The sequence below is a fragment of the Campylobacter sp. genome, from assembly GCF_019423325.1.
Lineage (GTDB): Bacteria > Campylobacterota > Campylobacteria > Campylobacterales > Campylobacteraceae > Campylobacter_B.
Genome location: NZ_JAHZBQ010000001.1, coordinates 930,564 through 945,173, shown reverse-complemented (window position 1 = coordinate 945,173; position 14,610 = coordinate 930,564). Strand labels below are relative to the sequence as shown.

Here is a 14,610-nt window from a genome sequence, read left to right as displayed (position 1 = left end):
CGTGATCGAGACTATCGCCGCTATCGCTACGGCTCACGGTATCGGTGGAATTTGCATAATTAGAATTTCAGGCGAGGAAGCGCTATCTATCGCTCTAAGCCTTTCACATCGCAGTTCTTTGCGCCCTCGCTATGCTACGCTTGTGAATCTTTTTGACGCGAGTGGTGAAGCGTTCGGCGAGGCGATTTTGATATATTTTAAAGCTCCGCATAGTTTTACCGGTGAGGATGTCGTAGAAGTGCAGACCCACGGCGGCTTTACGGCTTCATCCTTGGCGTTAGATGCCGTGCTGGCTCTGGGCGCACGCATAGCAAATCCGGGTGAGTTTAGTAAGCGAGCGTTTTTAAACGGCAAAATGGATCTTAGTAAAGCCGAAGCCATAAGCGATCTTATAAATTCTCGCTCGCAAAGTGCGGCTAAAATTTTAGCTAGAAACCTGCGCGGCGAGCTAGCAGACTTCGTCGCAAATCTGCGCGCGGCTCTGGTTAAGACGCTAGCTTTTGTCGAGGTTTGCATCGACTACGCAGAGGACGATCTACCTTCTGATGTGCTGCAAAGCTCGCAAAAGATGCTGGATGAAAATATAAAAAGCCTGGGAAAAATCACCCGCATAAGCCGCAGCCGCAAGGGGCTAATCGAGGGCTTTAAAGTAGCGATTGTGGGTAAGCCTAATGTCGGTAAATCAAGTATTTTAAATTCTATGCTGAGCTTTAGTCGCGCTATCGTGAGCGACGAAGCGGGCACTACGCGCGATCTCATCGAAGAAAGCCTGCAGATAGGCACTCATCTAATCCGTATAGTCGATACTGCAGGTATCAGACACAGCGGCTCAAAGCTCGAAAGTATCGGCATTTCATATTCGCTTCGCGCTGCAAGCGAGGCGGACGTGATTTTGGCAGTGTTTGACGCAAGCCGCGAATGGGACGCCGAGGACGCGCAGATCTTAAAAATATTGCGTGAACAAAAAGACAAAAAAATCATCTACGTTTTAAATAAATGCGACTTGCCGCGTAAATTTCATCCTAGCGCGGAGGATCTTGACGAGGATTTAGAGGCTTTTTCTGCAGAAAATTTCGCAGCCGAAAATCCCATATCAGAGAATTTCACAGCCGAAAATTTAAAGCAAAGTCGGACCTGCGACGCTTCTTTAAATTCCTGCGCGCAGAATTTAAAAGCTAAAAATTTAAAGCGTGACTTAAGCGCGCAAAATTCTACTTCCAAAAATTCCGCGCCTATAAGCCAAATAGCTCCTGCGAATTCCATAAATCCAAAGGAACAGAATTTTGCCGCAAAAACGGAACTAGCGTCGCCAAATACCGAGCGCGCTACTGCAAGCTGTGCTGCGGAGAATTTTACGAAAGATGATTCCAAACAAAATTCTGCAAATTCCATCGCGCCTAGTAGCTCTGCAATAAATTCCGCTGGGCAAAATACCCAGGCAAATTCCATTTTTGCGCCGCTTGAAATTTCTGCAAACGAGGGCGTGGATAAAATTTTAACCGCGCTTGAGAGCTACTTAAATTCTCAAAATTTCGATGGCCTTATGCTAAGCAATGAGCGGCAAATTCTATCTTGCGAGAGCGCGCTTGCGGCTCTTAAAAATGCGAGCGAGCGCCTAGCTTGCGGCGAGCTTGAGCTTTTTGCATTTGAGATAAATCGCGCGATTGAGGCGATTGCACGTATTTCACGTCCATTTGAGCGAGACGAAATTCTAGACGAAATGTTTAGCAATTTTTGCCTCGGCAAATAGCGTTTTAGCTACTAATTAGCCAAAATTCAATATAATCTCGCATTTAAAACGAGGTCTTTATGAAGGAAAAAATCCAATATTTTTTGGCGCTGGGTCTGATAAAATTTGCAAAATTCGCGCCGAAAAGCTTCATATTCGCATTTTTCGATAAGCTCGCACTTTTTGCATCGTGGAAGCTTAGTAGGCGCGTTAAAGTCGCACAAGACAACCTTCGCGCCGCCTATCCGCAAAAAAGCGAAAGCGAGCTTCACGCTCTTGCGATCGAGAATTTTCGCAGTATCGCTAGGACGCTTACCGACACGCTTTTATTTTACAACGGCAGACTAAAATTTGATGATCTGATTTCAAACGGCGAGCAGGCGCTAGAGCGCGTCCGAGAGCTAAAAGGTGATAATCCGCACGGGATTTTATTTTTTACTGCGCATTTTGGAAATTGGGAAATTCTAGCTAATTTTTTCGGCGCCAATGGCTTTCCCGTCTCGGTAGTCGGGCGTCGCAGCGATAATGAGTTGATTGAGGAGCGGCTAGTGGCGCCGTTTCGCGAGCGCTACGGCAACGACCTCATTTACAAGGACGATGCGATGCGCAGGCTCGTGCAGGCGCTAAAGCAGGGGCGCAACGTAGGCATTCTGCCCGATCAAAAGCCGGGTCCTAAAAATAGCCTGATTACGACCTTTTTTGGACGGCAATGCTACACCACGAAGACTATCGCGTCGCTTTATTTGAAATTTCATCCCGTGCTGATCCCGATCTTTGCGCGGCGCGGCGCGGATAATCGCTATGAGATCGTGATCAAGGATTTCCCGCCGCTACCTGAGGGGTTAGATAAGGACGAAGCCGAGCTGTTTATCACGCAAAAGTGCAATGACATTTTCGAAGAGGTCGTGCGAACCGCGCCGCAGCAGTGGTTTTGGATACACAAACGATGGAAGATGGACTGATGGCGCGGCAAATTTCAAGAGGCGAGAGCAGACAGGGCGCCATAAGAAATTTATCCGCGCCGCAGAGCTCGCGCCTCTTTGCAAAAGAGCAAAGCGTCGTAAATTTAAGTAGAGCCGCGCGAGAAGGTAAAATTTTAAATCGCGAAAGCTATATGACGATCGCTGTCGTCGCGCGAGATTATAAAAATTCGAACTTTAAAAATTTCATATCGTTTTGCGACAGCCCCTCTTGCACTTTGCGCCGTGAAAGCTTTAGAGGTAAAAATTTAAGACCCGACGCCTCAGATTACGCGTGGCACGCAGGCGGCGGACCTCTAAATTTAAACAGCGAAAACTCCGCTGCAAATCCGCCCGCCGCTGCAAATCCGCATCGAAAAGCACTCATCTTAAGCGACGGCCGCAAGGGGCACGAGAACCAAAGTATCGCATTTTGCGAGCTAAGAGGGCTTGATTTCTGTCTTTGCAGGGTTACTTACGCAAACAGGCTTCTTAAGCTCTGCTCCTACGTGCTTGATTTTTTCAGGCTTTATTTTAAAATTTTTAAGTGCGATCTCGGCGAGAGTGGCACGGCGGCAGACTGCAAAAACGGATCGAATTTAAATAGTTCCGCTCTAAACGGCCCCGTTGCATCAGATAGCGCAAATTTAGATGCCACGCCGAATGGCACCAATTCAGATGCCGTATCATATAGCGCAAATTTAGACGCTGCATCAGATCGCAATTTAAATTTCGCAGATTTCGATCTGTTCGTAGGCGCGGGCTCTACGAGCTATTACGCGCTGAAATTTTACGCGCGCAGATACGCAAAATCGAGCGTAGCGCTAATGTATCCGAAGGGCTACCGCAAGGATTTTAGCGTCATCATCGCAGGCGCGCATGACCGCCCAAAGCCGCGCGCAAATCTTAAAATTTCGCCCGTCTCGCTTAGTTTTTCGCGCCCGCAGGGGCTGTACCGGCCACAGCGTAAATCCATCGGATTTATCATCGGCGGGCCGAATTCCTGTTTTGAGATGGGGGATAAAATTTTAAAGCATATTGAGAGCGTAAGGGCGCAGTTCGCGGACTGCGAGTTTGCGCTAACGACCTCTCCGCGCACGCCGCAGGCTACCGAAAGCGCGCTAGAAAAGCTTGGCTGGGATTACAGCGTGATTTACAGCCGCGAGCCCATAAATCCGATCGGCGATTTTTTGGCGCAGTGCGAGTGGGTCTTTATCAGCGAGGACAGCGTTTCGATGATAAGCGAGGCCGTATCTAACGGGAGCGCGAGCGTAGCTATTTTGAGTTTAAAACGCAAAGACGCTCATAATAAATTTGACGATTTTATAAGCTCTCTCGTTTCTACGGGTCACGCTAGGCGCTATGATGAAGCGCTAAAAAAGACCGCGAAGTACGATCTGAAGGAATTTGTTAGGGAGATAGAGTTATGAGGGTCGTGCAAATCCTGCCCGAGCTGAACGAAGGCGGCGTAGAGCGCGGTGTAGTCGAGCTAAACAGGGAGTTTGCACGGCGCGGCATCGAAAATTTCGTTATCAGTAACGGCGGCAAATTGGCGCCCGAGATAGAAAACGAGGGCGGCGTGCACGTACAGCTCGACGTTTGCTCTAAAAATATCCTAAGCGTTGCGGCGCGCGTTTTAAAGCTGCGTAAAATTTTAAGCAGGATCGCTCCTGATATCGTGCATGTCCGCTCCCGCGTGCCGGCGTGGCTGGTTAAATTTGCTCGCCCCAAAGCAAAGATCGTAAGCACCGTGCACGGGATAAATTCCGTAAATTTCTACAGCAAAATCATGACGGATGCGGACGCGATTATCTGCCCTAGCGGCTATGCGCGCGATCACGTGGTGCGAAGCTACGGCGCGGATGCGGCCAAGATCACGATCATTCCGCGCGGCATCGATCTAGAAAAATTTAATCCCAAAAATTTAGACGAGCGCTTCATCGCGGAATTTAGACAGAATTTTAACCTCGCGCAGGATGATTTCGTCGTCTCAAGTATTGGGCGCATCACGCAGATTAAAGATTACAAAACCCTGATTCGCGCCGCGGCTTTGGCGAGCGAACAAAAGCTTAAAATTTTGATCGTAGGCGGCGTAAGAGCGGATCGCGACGAGTATTTTTCCGAGCTAAAATCGCTCGTAGAGGGGCTTGGCCTGGGCGAGCGCGTAATTTTTACGGGTTCGCAGAGCAAGGTAGCCGAGATTTACTCGCTCTCATCGGTCACAGTAAGCGCTTCGAGTAAGCCCGAGAGTTTCGGGCGCTCAATGGCTGAGGCGATCGCGTTAAATTGCCCGGTGATCGCGACCCGTCACGGCGGCGCGCTCGATATTATCAAAGAGGGCGAAAACGGTTATTTTTTTGACGTAGGCGACGCGCAGGCGCTGGCAGGCCTGTTTGCCCCCGCACGCGAGCTGAAATTTGACGGCTACGGCTACGTTTCGCAAAACTTCAGCCTAGAGCAGATGGTAGAAAAAACGATAAAGGTTTATGAGAGGTTAATATGAAAAAATTTTTTTACGAAAACGCGCCTAGCGGCTGGAGGATCACATTTTTAACGCTGCTGCTTCTTTGGTGCGCGTCGCTGTTTTTCAAAAACGCGGTCTATCAGATCTCCTTTGCGGCGCTAAATTTATTCTTTTTGGCGCATCTATTGTATTTTAAAAATTACGCAATTCTAAGCGAAATTTTTAAAAAAACGCGATTTATCGCGATCTGCTTCATCTTCGTCGTCGTGACGCTAGCGATCTCAAACCTCCTAAACGAGGCTGTTATCTCAAAAAAAGCATGGCAGAGCACGCTATTTTTCATCCTTCGATACGGCACGATATTTTTGGCGCTTTGCTATTTTTATAAGCTTAAATTTTTTGATCAAAACGCCGTTTTTGCCTTTTTGTTCGTGGGGCTTGGAATTTTATCGGTGAGCGTGATCTATCAGTTTGCAAGTAGCAGCGACGCAATCGTCTTTTCAAGTGACTCTGTTCGCGGAGGTCTTAGCGGAGCGCTTTCGAACCGCAATATTTTAGGGCTTTTTATGGGCTTTGGGCTCTGCCTTAGCGCGGTGGCGATACGGCGGCCTTTATCGCTTAAATTTGCGGCTCTATTTTTGTTTGCATTTTTTATGATCTTTTCATTTTCCAGAGCGGCGTGGGTCGGCGCGTTCTGCGCGCTCGCGTTTTACGGCGCGCTAAATTTAAAGAGCCTAAACAAAAAATATCTGCTTTTCACGGTAGGTTTCATCGCGCTTTTTGCCGTTTTGCTTGCGCTTTCGCCTTCGTTTGAGCAAAGGCTAGCCGCGCTATTTAGCGGCGACTCCTCGGGTAGAACCGTGATTTGGAGTTACATTTTAGAAATGGCGCAAGAAAAGCCTATCTTAGGCTACGGGCTGGGCTCATATATAAATTTGCCGGGCTCCCCGGTCCTTGAGTATCCGCAATACAACGCGCCACACAATCTATTTCTAGAAATTTTACTTTATAGCGGCGCGCTCGGCCTCATCTTTTACGGCGCGATCCTATTTAGCGTTTTTAAGGAGTGCATTCAAAGCAGGCAGTTTGGGGTTCTCACGCTTTTAATTTATCTTTTGATAGATTGCCAGTTCGATCACGGCGCGTATCTGTCGAAAGAAGCGCTAAGCTTGGCTACGATACTAAGCTTTTTAGCTTATCGCATGAGGATCGAGCGATGATCTACGCGGCGGCTTTGGCTTTTGCGGCGCTTTTTGCGTGGTTTTGCCTGCGCTTTGCGTGGTGGGCGAAGGACCAACCTTACGAGTATCCGCGCGTGCTGATGTATCATATGATCCGCGAGCATCTGCCGAAGCGCGCCTCTAAATTTAACCGCCTGCGCGTGACCCCCGCCGCGTTTGAAAAACAGCTTGCGTGGCTGAAGCGAAACGGCTTTACGAGCTACACTCTAAGCGAGCTTGCAAGCTTGGATAAAAAGCCTGCAAAGGCGGTTTGCATTACCTTCGACGACGGATATCACGATAATCTCACGGGTGCCCTGCCGATACTTCAAAAATACGGCTTTAAGGCGACGATTTTCATCGTGAACCGGCGCTTTGACGGGGATTGGGCGACCGATAAGGATCTGAAAAAATCAAGCGATGAGCTAAATCGCGAACAGATGCTAAGCGACGAGGAGGTCCGCGAGCTTTTGCGAAGCGGGCTTATCGAGATCGGCTCGCATACGCTCGATCACGCGAACTTGCCTAGCTTGGACGCGGCAGAGCAGCTGCGCCAGATGAGCGAATCAAAGCGCGAAATAGAGGCGAAATTCGGCATTTGCTGCAGCGCCTTTGCCTATCCGTTCGGCTTTTACGACGAGATTAGCGTGCGCAGCGCGCGCAAGGCAGGCTTTAGTTGCGCCGTTACGACGCAAAACGACGTGTTCCGTCCACACTATTCAAGCCTAGAAATTCCGCGCATCATGGTTAGCGGCAGACAGGGGCTTTTTAGCTTCATTTTGAAGATGAAGAAGGGCAGAAATAGATGAAAATCGCCTATCTTTGTTGCTCCAGATTTTACGGCGGCGTCGAAAAGATCGTGATCGACTCGCTAAATGAGCTTTGCAAAAGCGAGCAGACGGCGCTCATCGTGCCCGATAGATGCGAGTTTTTACAGCGTCTGGATGCGCGCGTGCAAATTTATCAGTACAAAAGCCGCGACAAGCGCTACAATCCGTTTTTGTTCGTTGAAATTTATCGGTTTTTGCGCTCGGGCGGATTTGAAATTTTACATTCGCACGGCGCCAAAGCCGCACAGATCGGCTTCGTGGTCGAAAAATTTTTAAGCCTTAAGCTTGTCGCGACCAAACACAACGACCGCAAGGCGCCCGTTTTTGATCGCGTGCCAAACGTCATCGCAGCCTCGCGCAAGGTCGCAACCACGATAAATCACTCCGCGAAGGTGATATATTTCGGCATAGAGCCGCGGCGGGAGTTTGCAAATCATGAAATTTTCGCGCGCTGCAAGGATGCGGAGGGCGCCGCAAACGTGGCGCCGAAGGAAACAAAGGATGCGCGTGGCGACTCGGCGGCTAGCGGCGCGTTCGCGTCACAAAACATGGCTGGCGCTGCATTTGCGTCGCAAGATACGCCTGGCGGGGCGCGCGTGTCGCAAGATAGGGCTTTCGATGCGGACGCATCGCAAAATAAGACTAGTAGCGTATTCGTATCGCAACAGGGCGCAAACGCGGCGGCGAGAAATTTTAAATTTAGCATCGTTGCGGTCGGCAGGCTCGATAAGATCAAGGGTTTTGATCTTTTGATTCGCGCCGTAAGCGAGCTAAAATTTGATTTCGAGCTTAAAATTTACGGTCAGGGCGGCGAGAGGCAAAATTTGCAAAATTTAATCGATTCGCTAAAATTGCAGGACCGCGTGCGGCTGTGCGGCTTTTGCGACGACGTTGCGGCTGCTCTGAGCGCATCGCACCTGCACGTCATCAGCTCGCGCAAGGAGGGCTTTCCGGTGATTTTGATCGAAGGTATTTTTTATTCGCCCGTGCTGATCTCTACCCGCGTGGGCGGAATTTCGGAAATTTTAAGCGAGGAGTTTTTGTATGAGACGGCAGCTCTGAGCGCCAAGATCGATGAAATTTACCGCACTTACGGCAAATACGCCAGGGCTTTTGCGCAAAAACACGCTGATCTTAAGCAAACTTTGACGCTGCAAAATTATATTAGCTCGCTTAAAAATTACTACGAGGAGCTGTTATGCGAAGCCTAAAGATCGTGCATTGCGGCATTTTTAACGAATACGACGACGGCAGTTTTTTCTACGGCATGGAGCGCAAGATTAGCCACGGGCTCATCCGCGGCGGGCACTTCGTCTATGATTTTAGCTACCGCGATTGGGAGCGGAGCCTACGCTTTTGCGGGCTGAAAAACAGCGGGCTAGAGAAGATGAATGCCAAACTCGTGCGTATCTGCGAAAACATCGGCGCCGATCTGCTTCTAATCGGCAAGGGCGAAAAGATCGGTCTTAGCGCGCTGCGGGCGATAAAATCGGCGCTTCCTAAGATCAAAATCGCGATCTGGTACGTCGATCATCTGCAAGAAAAACGGGAATTTTTCGAAAAGCTAAGCTTCATCGACGTGTTTTTTTGGGCGAATGCGCTGAAGCTGCGTGATCTTTCGGTGAGATACGGCGCAAAATTCGCCTTTTTCCCAAACATCTCCGACGCGGCGTTTGATAGACGCCTAGACGCCGCTAAAACGACCGACGTGATCTACATAGCGCGCGATTATCAAGAGGACGTGAGGTATAAATTTGCGCTTTTGCTGCGCGATTTTTGCGAAAAAGAGGGGCTTGGGCTTAAAATTTTTGCGAGCCTCGGCGCGCCTGCCGTATTCGGAGATAAATTTCATCGCGAGATCGCGGCTGCTAAGATTGCGATAAATTTTAATCGCGACGACGAGCTTGAGTGCGCGCGTGCTCATAAATTGCTCGGCGCGAGCGACCGCATGGCGCAGTTTTTAGGATGCGGCGTCTGCACTTTTAGCCCCAAGATCGCGGGGTTTGAGCGGCTTTACGAGGACGGCTCGGAGATAGTTTATTTTGATGATTCTGCGGATTGTTTTTCGAAGATCAAATGCCTTCTTGCTAGCGGCGAATACGCGCGTATCGCGCAGCGCGGCAGAGCTAAGACGCTAAGGATTGCAAACGCCGCCCGAGTGGCAAAATTTATGCTTGAGACGATCTTTGAAGAGAGCTTCGGCGCAGATGTCTGCGGTGAAATTTCTGATGAAAAATGCAGCGAAGGCGGCGGCGAACGTCACGGCGCGTTAAGCGAAAAAGATAAAAACGATCGGGGCGATTTTTACAGCGAGCCCTACGAGTGGCGCGAGTTCGTCTATAAAAATGGAGAGAAATTCAGATGATTTATTTTGCGGCTTTTCTGATCTTTGCCGCCGCAGCGGGCGTTTCGCTGCGGTATAACTGGTGGCGGATCCCGCAGGGCTGGCATAAGGCGCGGGTGCTGATGTATCATAGCGTAGAGGAGCACAAGGGCGATAAATTCGACAAATGGCGGCTAAGGCCCGCAGATTTTGAAAGACAGATCGCGTGGCTTGCGAAAAACGGCTTTAAAAGCTTTAAGTTTAGCGAGCTTATTGCGTTAGAGCGGCTGCCTAAAAAGGCGGTTTGCATCACATTCGACGACGGGTTTGAAAATAATTTTACCAGCGCCTTTGAAATTTTGAAAAAATACGATTTCAAAGCGAGCATATTTTTGGTGCCGGACGCCGTGCAAAACGACTGGGAGCGCGCTAACACGACCCATCTCGCGCGAATGCTGAGCGAGGAGCAAATTTTAAAAATGCAAGCAAGCGGGCTGGTGGAGTTTGGCGCGCATACGATGCACCACGTAAATTTAGACCTTACCTACGCGAGCGATCCGCAGCTCGCAGCAGACGAGATCATTGCATCCAAGGCTCGCGTAGCAAGTATTTGCGGACGGCCGTGCGAGGTGTTTGCCTACCCGTACGGTAAATTTAACGACGAAATTTTAAATATCGCCAGATCAAATTTCAAAGGCGCAGTAGTCGTCAAGCGCGGACTTTACGAGGCGGGCGACGACAGACACGCCGTAAAGCGTATCGGCATTTTGGGCACGGAGGGGTTTTTTGATTTTTGGCTTAAATTTACGAGGATAAGGAACAAACTATGATTAAAGCATCCGTTTATGCGATAGTGATGAATGAGGAGCGCCACATCGAGCGTATGCTGCGTAGCGTGGCGGATTTCGCCGAGATCATAATCGTCGATAGCGGCAGCACCGATGCCACGCTGCAAATCGCGCGTAAATTTACCGATAAAATTTACCACCACGACTGGCAGGGCGAGGGAGTGCAGAAAAACTATGCATTTTCGCTGTGCAGCAACGAATGGGTGCTAAATCTCGACGGCGACGAGGAGGTAAGCCTTGAGCTAAAGGGCGAGTTAGAGGAGTTTATGAGCCAGAGCGATTACTCGGCGCTGGATATTAAATTTCATGAATACTCGCTCGGGCGCAGATGCTCCGATCTCGTGCGCAAAAACACCCACATCCGCTTCTTTCGCAAGGAGTGCGGCGAGTATAAAAATATGGGGGTGCATGCGCAAATTTCGATCATAAAAGGCGCTGTAAAAAAGAGCAAATTTTGTATTAATCACTTTAGCGAAAAGCCGATCGCCGAGCTCGTTATGAAAAACAACAACTACTCCACGCTGCGCGCGCAGGGGGATTTTGAGAAGGGCAAGAAGCCGAGCCTTGCGAAGCTTTTGCTAATCTATCCGTTTGCGTTTTTTAAATCATACATTTTGCGCAGATCGCTTTTTGACGGGCGCAAGGGATTTATCACGGCAAACATTAACGCATTTTACGCGTTTTTAAAAGAGGCGAAACTTTACGAGAAGTATCTTAAAAAGGGCGAAGATTAATCGAAATGATAGAAAATTTTAGCTATCATTGCGGCTTAAATTTAACGGCGAAAAGGGCGAAAAAATGGATAAAAAAGTAGTAGTGGCACATAAAATTTCAGACGAAGAATATGAAAAAATTTTAAAAATTTTAGGTCGCGAGCCGAATCTGCTCGAGCTTGGGATTTTTAGCGCGATGTGGAGCGAGCACTGCAGCTACAAATCGAGCAAAAAATACTTAAACGGCTTTCCGACCAAAGCGCCTTGGGTCATCCAAGGCCCGGGCGAAAACGCAGGCGTCATCGACATCGGCGGCGGCATGGCTGCGGTTTTTAAGATGGAAAGCCACAACCACCCTAGCTTCATCGAGCCGTTTCAGGGCGCTGCGACCGGCGTGGGCGGGATACTGCGCGATATCTTTACGATGGGCGCGCGCGTCGAAGCCAATATGAACTCGCTTCGCTTTGGCGAGGTGCGAGGAAGAAGCGAGAATGCCAGGAAGCAGCGCTATCTGCTAAAAGGCGCGGTCGCCGGTATCGCTCACTACGGCAACTGCATGGGGATCCCTACGATCGGTGGCGAGACGAGCTTTGATAAGAGCTTTGACGGCAACATTTTGGTTAATGCCTTTGCTCTTGGTATCGTTAAAAAGGATGAAATTTTCTACGGCAGGGCCGAAGGCGTGGGCAATAGCGTGATCTACGTGGGCTCTAAGACGGGTCGCGACGGGCTTGGAGGAGCCGTTATGGCGAGCGATAGCTTTAATGACGCAAACAAATCCCTACGTCCGACCGTGCAGGTGGGCGATCCGTTCGCAGAAAAGCTGCTGATGGAGGCGTGCTTGGAGCTTTTTAAAACCGACTATGTCGTGGGCATCCAGGATATGGGTGCTGCGGGGCTTACTTCAAGCAGCTTTGAGATGGCGGGGCGCAGCGGCAGCGGCATGCGGTTAAATTTGGATCGCGTACCGATGCGCGAGGAGGGGATGAGCCCGTATGAGCTGATGCTAAGCGAGAGCCAAGAGCGCATGCTGATCTGCGCTAAAAAGGGCTGCGAGGAGAAAATCAAAGAAATTTTTGCCAAATGGGATCTTGACGCCGCCGTCATCGGCGAGGTGACGGATAGCGGCAAGATGGAGCTTTTTTGGCACGGCGAGCTAGCGGGCGTCATTCCGATCGAGCCGCTTAGCGAGGCGGCTCCCGTGCTGGATCGCCCGATAAAAGAGCCTGCATATATGGCGCAGATCGCGGGGCAAAATTTATGCGGCTGCGGCGCAAGCGAGCGCGAGCTGGACGCGGCGTTTGATAAAATTTTTGAGGACCCCGAAGTGCTAAATAAATCCTACATCTACGATCAATACGACGCCAACGTAGGGCTAAATTCTGCCAAGCGTCCCGGCATGCTGGGCGCTGCGATGATGCGCGTTAAGCAAAACGGCGTAAAACTCGCGATGGCTGCGGACTGCAACACGCGGATGAATTACGTCCATCCTCGCATAGGCGCGGCGCTCGCGGTAGCGTCGGCGGGGCGAAAGGTCGCGATGAGCGGCGCGACGCCTCTAGCCATCACCGATTGCCTAAACTACGGTAATCCGCAAAATCCAGAGGTTATGTGGCAGTTCGCGCACGGCTGCGAGGGGATCAAGCAGGCTTGCGCCGCGCTAAATACTCCGGTCATCAGCGGCAACGTAAGCCTTTATAACGAAACGGGCGGCGTTAGCATACAGCCTACTCCCGCGATCGTGTGCGTGGGCACAAACGAGGGCGAGATCATCCCTAGCGATTTTTGCGCTAGCGGCGTGAGCGTCTATCTGGTAGGCGATACGAAGGGCGTTTTTGCGGGCTCGCTTTATATGAAAGCGGTGGAAAACCGCGTCGCAGGCAGCCTGCCGGAGCTAAATTTAAAAGCCGAGCGCGCTCTGTGGGACTTCGCGATCGAGGCGGGCAGGAGCGGAGTTTTGGAATTTGCAAACTCTGTAGGAATCGGCGGCGTGGCGATTACACTTGCGAAGATGGCGTGCGTAGGCGGCGTAGGCGGCGAGTTTGAGATGAGCTGCGACGATAGCAGAGATATTTTCGACGAGAGCTTTTCGCGCGCGATTTTCGGCGTGCGCGACGAGGCGAAATTTAAGGAGCTCGCCGCAAAATACGGGCTAAGCTTGATGCGACTAGGCATCAGCGGCGGCGAAACATTTCGCATAAATTCCGTCTCTAAAAATCTAAAAGCGCTAAAAGAAATTTACTTTGGCGAGTTTGCTAAGATCATAAAGAGCGAAGACTAGCGTGCTTAGCGTCATATTTATTTTAATCGCGCTGTATATTTTCGCGCAGATCGGCGGGGCTCTCGGCAACTCGGGCTATCGCGGCAAGGCGCAAATGCAGCTAGGGGAGGCTAAAATTTTAGTAGCGCTTCTAGCTAAGGTCGCCAAAAGCGACGGACACGTAAGCGAGTCCGAAGCCGCGATGATAAGCGAAATTTTGGACGATTTGGTGCGCCAAATGGGCGCCGGCGAGCGCGAACGCGAGGCGCTGAAGCTCGTTTATAAGCTCGAGAAAGAAAACCTTGCAAACGTGCGCGAGCTCGCCGAGAAATATAACCAAACCTACCGCCCGAGCCCGAGTCGCAAAACTGGGCTAATCTATTTCTTTTTAAATTTAGCCTATGTCGATCGCGGTTTTAGCGCAGCAGAGCGGCGCACGATCTCGCAGATTTGCGACGGATTGGGCTTGCCCGAGCATATCCAAAGCCAGATGTTTGCGACCTTTGAGCGCAGCTTTTACGGCACCTATTACGAAAATGGCGGCGCGCAAAGCGATACGGCTTACGACGAATACGACGGCTATAGCACAAGAAGCGGCGGCTATTGGGACAAATACGGCGGCAGAAGCACGGGTGGCTACGGCAGCAGCAGTTATGGCGGCGGTACCGGCTACGGCTATGGCGGCTCGGCCGGTTCGGGCTACGGAGGCTCGCAAAGTTCGGGCGGTTCATACGGCGGCGGATATTCTGGTGGGTATGGTAGCGGCTATTCGGGTGGCTCGCAAGGCTACGGATCGGCCAAAAGCAAAAGAGATCCGTATGAAATTTTGGGGCTCTCCAAGGACGCTACGTTTAGCGAGATCAAGAAAAAATATCGCGAGCTCGTGAAAAAATATCACCCCGACATCCTGATGGGCAAGGGCGCGGACGAGGAGATCATCCAGGAGGGTACAAAGAAGCTTCAGGAGATCAACGAGGCGTATAAAATTTTAAAGGAGCGCTTCGGCGAGAAGTAGGGCGAGCAAATTTTAAAATTTGAGGGCGCAAAACGCCTTGAAATTTTAAGGTAGGGCTTGCGATACGGCGATAAGGTGCGGCAAAAGAATTTGGGCATGATATCTTAAGATACGTGGCGTGCGAAAATTTCAGGTCGCGAGAGATTGGCTGCAGCGCGGCGGCGAAATTTCAAAGTATGCGGCACAGTTAAATTCGCATCTAAATTTAAAATTCCAAGCTCGTAAGACCTGCAGGGCGCTTAATGCAGC

12 protein-coding genes are annotated in these 14,610 nt (G+C 50.4%); all 12 read left to right on the top strand.

The genetic code is table 11. The features are described 5' to 3' along the window. Position 1: 1 nt before the first annotated feature. Positions 2 to 1,750, top strand: coding sequence for a tRNA uridine-5-carboxymethylaminomethyl(34) synthesis GTPase MnmE (gene mnmE / locus QZ367_RS04250; RefSeq protein WP_291937869.1), 1,749 nt, complete (start codon positions 2 to 4; stop codon positions 1,748 to 1,750). Between the two features lie 59 nt (positions 1,751 to 1,809). Beyond that, the gene (locus QZ367_RS04245; protein WP_291937866.1) at positions 1,810 to 2,691 is read left to right on the top strand and encodes a lysophospholipid acyltransferase family protein; all 882 of its coding nucleotides are present in this window, start codon (positions 1,810 to 1,812) and stop codon (positions 2,689 to 2,691) included. Next, positions 2,661 to 4,118 carry an ELM1/GtrOC1 family putative glycosyltransferase gene (locus tag QZ367_RS04240; RefSeq protein WP_291937863.1) on the top strand — a complete coding sequence of 486 codons (1,458 nt, stop codon included), beginning with the start codon at positions 2,661 to 2,663 and terminating at the stop codon, positions 4,116 to 4,118. Before QZ367_RS04245 ends, QZ367_RS04240 begins: the two co-directional genes overlap by 31 nt. Further along, positions 4,115 to 5,191, top strand: a complete 1,077-nt coding sequence (locus tag QZ367_RS04235) for a glycosyltransferase family 4 protein (RefSeq protein WP_291937860.1) — start codon at positions 4,115 to 4,117, stop codon at positions 5,189 to 5,191. The genes QZ367_RS04240 and QZ367_RS04235 overlap by 4 nt, the downstream gene beginning before the upstream one ends. Then, complete coding sequence (locus tag QZ367_RS04230) at positions 5,188 to 6,372, top strand: O-antigen ligase family protein (protein WP_291937857.1); 1,185 nt, start codon at positions 5,188 to 5,190, stop codon at positions 6,370 to 6,372. Before QZ367_RS04235 ends, QZ367_RS04230 begins: the two co-directional genes overlap by 4 nt. Next, entirely contained in the window at positions 6,369 to 7,181 is an 813-nt protein-coding gene (locus QZ367_RS04225; RefSeq protein WP_291937855.1) for a polysaccharide deacetylase family protein, read from the top strand. The genes QZ367_RS04230 and QZ367_RS04225 overlap by 4 nt, the downstream gene beginning before the upstream one ends. Beyond that, positions 7,178 to 8,413 carry a glycosyltransferase gene (locus tag QZ367_RS04220; protein WP_291937852.1) on the top strand — a complete coding sequence of 412 codons (1,236 nt, stop codon included), beginning with the start codon at positions 7,178 to 7,180 and terminating at the stop codon, positions 8,411 to 8,413. The genes QZ367_RS04225 and QZ367_RS04220 overlap by 4 nt, the downstream gene beginning before the upstream one ends. After that, positions 8,401 to 9,567 (top strand): glycosyltransferase, encoded by a 1,167-nt coding sequence (locus tag QZ367_RS04215; RefSeq protein WP_291937849.1) that lies wholly within the window; start codon positions 8,401 to 8,403, stop codon positions 9,565 to 9,567. Before QZ367_RS04220 ends, QZ367_RS04215 begins: the two co-directional genes overlap by 13 nt. Further along, positions 9,564 to 10,355, top strand: coding sequence for a polysaccharide deacetylase family protein (locus QZ367_RS04210; RefSeq protein WP_291937846.1), 792 nt, complete (start codon positions 9,564 to 9,566; stop codon positions 10,353 to 10,355). Before QZ367_RS04215 ends, QZ367_RS04210 begins: the two co-directional genes overlap by 4 nt. Continuing rightward, positions 10,352 to 11,107: a glycosyltransferase family 2 protein gene (locus QZ367_RS04205; protein WP_291937843.1), complete on the top strand. Its 756-nt coding sequence runs from the start codon at positions 10,352 to 10,354 to the stop codon at positions 11,105 to 11,107. The genes QZ367_RS04210 and QZ367_RS04205 overlap by 4 nt, the downstream gene beginning before the upstream one ends. A gap of 64 nt (positions 11,108 to 11,171) precedes the next feature. Continuing rightward, positions 11,172 to 13,367, top strand: coding sequence for a phosphoribosylformylglycinamidine synthase subunit PurL (purL, locus tag QZ367_RS04200; RefSeq protein WP_291937840.1), 2,196 nt, complete (start codon positions 11,172 to 11,174; stop codon positions 13,365 to 13,367). Between the two features lies 1 nt (position 13,368). Then, complete coding sequence (locus tag QZ367_RS04195) at positions 13,369 to 14,361, top strand: molecular chaperone DjiA (RefSeq protein ID WP_291937837.1); 993 nt, start codon at positions 13,369 to 13,371, stop codon at positions 14,359 to 14,361. The last annotated feature ends 249 nt before the right edge of the window (positions 14,362 to 14,610 follow it).

Excerpts from the sequence above, each read along its gene's own strand:
- QZ367_RS04245 (WP_291937866.1), top strand. The coding sequence starts at position 1,810 with ATGAAGGAAAAAATCCAATATTTTTTGGCGCTGGGTCTGATAAAATTT.
- QZ367_RS04235 (WP_291937860.1), top strand. The coding sequence starts at position 4,115 with ATGAGGGTCGTGCAAATCCTGCCCGAGCTGAACGAAGGCGGCGTAGAG.
- QZ367_RS04230 (WP_291937857.1), top strand. The coding sequence starts at position 5,188 with ATGAAAAAATTTTTTTACGAAAACGCGCCTAGCGGCTGGAGGATCACA.
- QZ367_RS04225 (WP_291937855.1), top strand. The coding sequence starts at position 6,369 with ATGATCTACGCGGCGGCTTTGGCTTTTGCGGCGCTTTTTGCGTGGTTT.
- QZ367_RS04220 (WP_291937852.1), top strand. The coding sequence starts at position 7,178 with ATGAAAATCGCCTATCTTTGTTGCTCCAGATTTTACGGCGGCGTCGAA.
- QZ367_RS04215 (WP_291937849.1), top strand. The coding sequence starts at position 8,401 with ATGCGAAGCCTAAAGATCGTGCATTGCGGCATTTTTAACGAATACGAC.
- QZ367_RS04210 (WP_291937846.1), top strand. The coding sequence starts at position 9,564 with ATGATTTATTTTGCGGCTTTTCTGATCTTTGCCGCCGCAGCGGGCGTT.
- QZ367_RS04205 (WP_291937843.1), top strand. The coding sequence starts at position 10,352 with ATGATTAAAGCATCCGTTTATGCGATAGTGATGAATGAGGAGCGCCAC.
- purL (WP_291937840.1), top strand. The coding sequence starts at position 11,172 with ATGGATAAAAAAGTAGTAGTGGCACATAAAATTTCAGACGAAGAATAT.